This window comes from Xanthomonas cissicola, assembly GCF_008801575.1.
Lineage (GTDB): Bacteria > Pseudomonadota > Gammaproteobacteria > Xanthomonadales > Xanthomonadaceae > Xanthomonas > Xanthomonas cissicola.
This window is the reverse complement of the sequence record NZ_VZPL01000158.1, coordinates 1-2814: the sequence shown is the minus strand read 5'-3', so window position 1 is coordinate 2814 and position 2814 is coordinate 1. Positions and strand designations below refer to the sequence as shown.

Genomic DNA, 2814 nt, shown 5'->3' with positions numbered 1-2814 from the left:
ACCCTCGACGACCAGGGTGAGGCGCAGACATGAAGGCGATCACGGACCCGCATGGAGGATCGGCAGAAGGTTGTGAAAAATTTCTGTGCTGACAGCGAGTTAGCTCACTTTTGGCTGTTTTTTACACGAATCCCTGCCGACCCTCACCACTGGTTGGCCAGCGGCAGTGTCTATGGGCATCGCAAGATTGCCAAGGATCTACGCGATCTGGGTGAGCGTTGCAGTCGCCATCGGGTGCATCGATTGATGCGCACCGAGGGACTGCGTGCCCAGGTGGGCTATGGCCGCAAGCCGCGCTTCCATGGCGGAACGCCGTGCAAGGCGGCAGCCAACCTGCTGGATCGACAGTTCGACGTGACCGAGCCGGACACGGCCTGGGCGAGCGACTTCACCTTCATCCGTACGCATGAAGGCTGGATGTACCTGGCTGTGGTGATCGATCTGTTTTCCAGGCAGGGGTTGTAAGCCGGAACCGCCGAAATTTCCGCCACCCATCCCGAGCGATCACTCGGCAAGTTGCTTGATACGTCCGGCAAGGCGTGCGAACGCTTCGTTAACGCTTTGAGGTCAGTGCCCGTCGCGCGTAAAAAGTCTTTAAGCTGTCCAAATCGGACAGCCATTGGCGGTGCAGGCTGCCCAGCTCGTTGTCGTGTGGCTGGAAGACTTGCAGGTTGCCGCTTTCACGAAACGCTTGGTAACCACGCTCAATGTAACCAGCAGTTGAGCCACCCGTGGCTTGTGCTCTTCGGAGAACTCGGCCAGGCCGTCATAGGATGGGGCAGTACGCCGGAATTTTGTCACCCCAGATCCAACTCTTCCACTAGCGCATCCATAGGGCCGGCAGGGAGTTGTGAAAAACTTCTGTGCTGACAGCGAGTTAGCTCACTGTTGGCTGTTTTTTACACGAATCCCTGCCGACCCTCGGAACGACCTGCAATCGGCAGGCCCGCTCACCCATGACCCACCGCTTGAACCGTGCGTACAACAGTAGATGCACGCGCGGTTCATTCAACGCTGCTGGTCCAGCAATTGAGTGCGCACGGCAGCCATACAGGGCGTCTTGCTGGAGAGGTGCACAAGCGGGGAATCATCGGGTGTGACGGCGATGAGTTTCACCTGCTTGCTGCCATTACGCCTGAAATCGGTGAGCGTCTCCTGTGCAACGCTGAATGGAACTACATTGTCTTGATGCACTCCGCAGAGCAGCGTGGGTGTACGTGGGGTCCAGTTAACCAGGTCGTTGCGCAATAGGTCTTTCATGAATTCATTTTGGGGATTGCTGACAAAGTCGCGCGCGAACTCCGGTTGAAATACGTCCTTAACTTCGGGCAGTTGTTCGAGCCCAAGCGTGATCGCATCGAATTTCCCGGGGAACAGACTCTCGATCTTGTTCGCCAATGGCTGCTGAAACACCTGCATTGGTGTCGTGTAGAGATTGGAGTAGGTGTGCTGCATTCCGATCAAGGTAAAGGTGTTGAGTACGAGCGTGAGCGTGTTGAGTCCCTCGGCCTTGGGGCCTCCCCAGTTTTTCGGCACGGTCCTGGAAAGGAGATAGGGCCCGGAGATAGGACCACTTGCGACCAAGTTGAATTCGCTGGACAGGTGTAACTCGATCTCGCGTTGTGCAGCCATCACGGCATGGGCGCCACTGGAAAACCCGGAGAGCATGACCTTGCCCGAAAGCGGCGCATGCCGCTGTGCCAGCAGGACTCGCGCGGCGCGTAGCGCATCTACGATGGCGCTGGCTTCAGGCGCGGCCTGAAGATGAGGTGCAAAGGGATAGCTGGACTTGCCAATACCCAAGTAATCGGTCGCCACCACCGCATACCCTTGTGCCGCAAACTGGCTGATCACCTCATGGTTGCCGCGCGATACTCGGAATCCTTCTGCCTGCGAACTGTTCCTCTTAAGCTGTGCGCCCTGCCCCCATCCCAGCAGGGGATACGGCGTCGCACAGTTGATACCGGAGGGAATCAGGACGGCGGCGGAAGCGGTTGTGGGTTCGTCATGCACGCCGATGGTCGCGTAGACGATTTCCGCGACGCTGACGTCGCAGCGTGGTGGTGGAGCGTCGCCTTGTTTACCCAATTGTTTGGCGATCTGAGCATTGGTAAAGGTAGTCAGTACGCGACTGCTGATGACGTCGCCGCGTTGAGTTGCCGCAGTTGCCGCAGTTGCCGCAGTTGCCGCAGTTGCCATATAGGGCAACGCTACAAGCGGCGTAATTAGCGCAAGCCGGCTCAGAGTATGGTTAAAAGTTATAATTTGCATTATTCTATATTTACGATCTTAAAAATTTTAATGGTGTGTGTGATCGCCGTTTATGGATGCAGCAATGCCGGGCGGCACTGTCCCACAAATGCCTCATAGAATGAAGCCCCCCAGGATTCCCGGAGGGGTTCAGCATAGCCGATGCTTGGTTTCGCGTTGCGCCGCGGCTATGCGAACGCAACCACTGATGGCGGCCACCGGGCGTCGATGTCTGCCCATGCTTGGTTGTGATGCGGGTTGGCATTTCTGGGCCATCTCAGAAAACGGAAAAATCGTACGCGAAGCCCGTGCCCATCGTCATGCGACCTGACTGCTTCCCAGCATACAGTGCGCTGAATCCTCGGCTGAGACGGAGCATGTCCGATATCCTCGCTGAACTACATAGGGGGCGTCTCAGAAAACGGAAAATAAAGCGCGCTAAGGAAGCTCTGAACAACGCACCACAGATACGCGACACTACCCGCCTCATCATGTAGAGGATCATCTATGCAGCTGACGTTCGGTGACGCTGAGGGCCTGGGCAAGCGCAAGCAGACCCGGCGC

The 2814-nt window shown here is 57.1% G+C and carries 1 protein-coding gene and 1 pseudogene; one reads left to right on the top strand and one right to left on the bottom strand.

The genetic code is table 11. The annotated features are described in order from the left end of the window. Nucleotides 1-144: 144 nt before the first annotated feature. Nucleotides 145-456: pseudogene (locus F7R02_RS24825) on the top strand (IS3 family transposase); the annotation flags it as partial. A gap of 552 nt (nt 457-1008) precedes the next feature. Here the strand turns inward: F7R02_RS24825 and F7R02_RS24810 are convergent. Then, on the bottom strand, nt 1009-2199 hold the full coding sequence (locus tag F7R02_RS24810; RefSeq protein ID WP_078590044.1) for a lipase family protein: 1191 nt from the start codon (nt 2197-2199) through the stop codon (nt 1009-1011). Nucleotides 2200-2814: the final 615 nt, after the last annotated feature.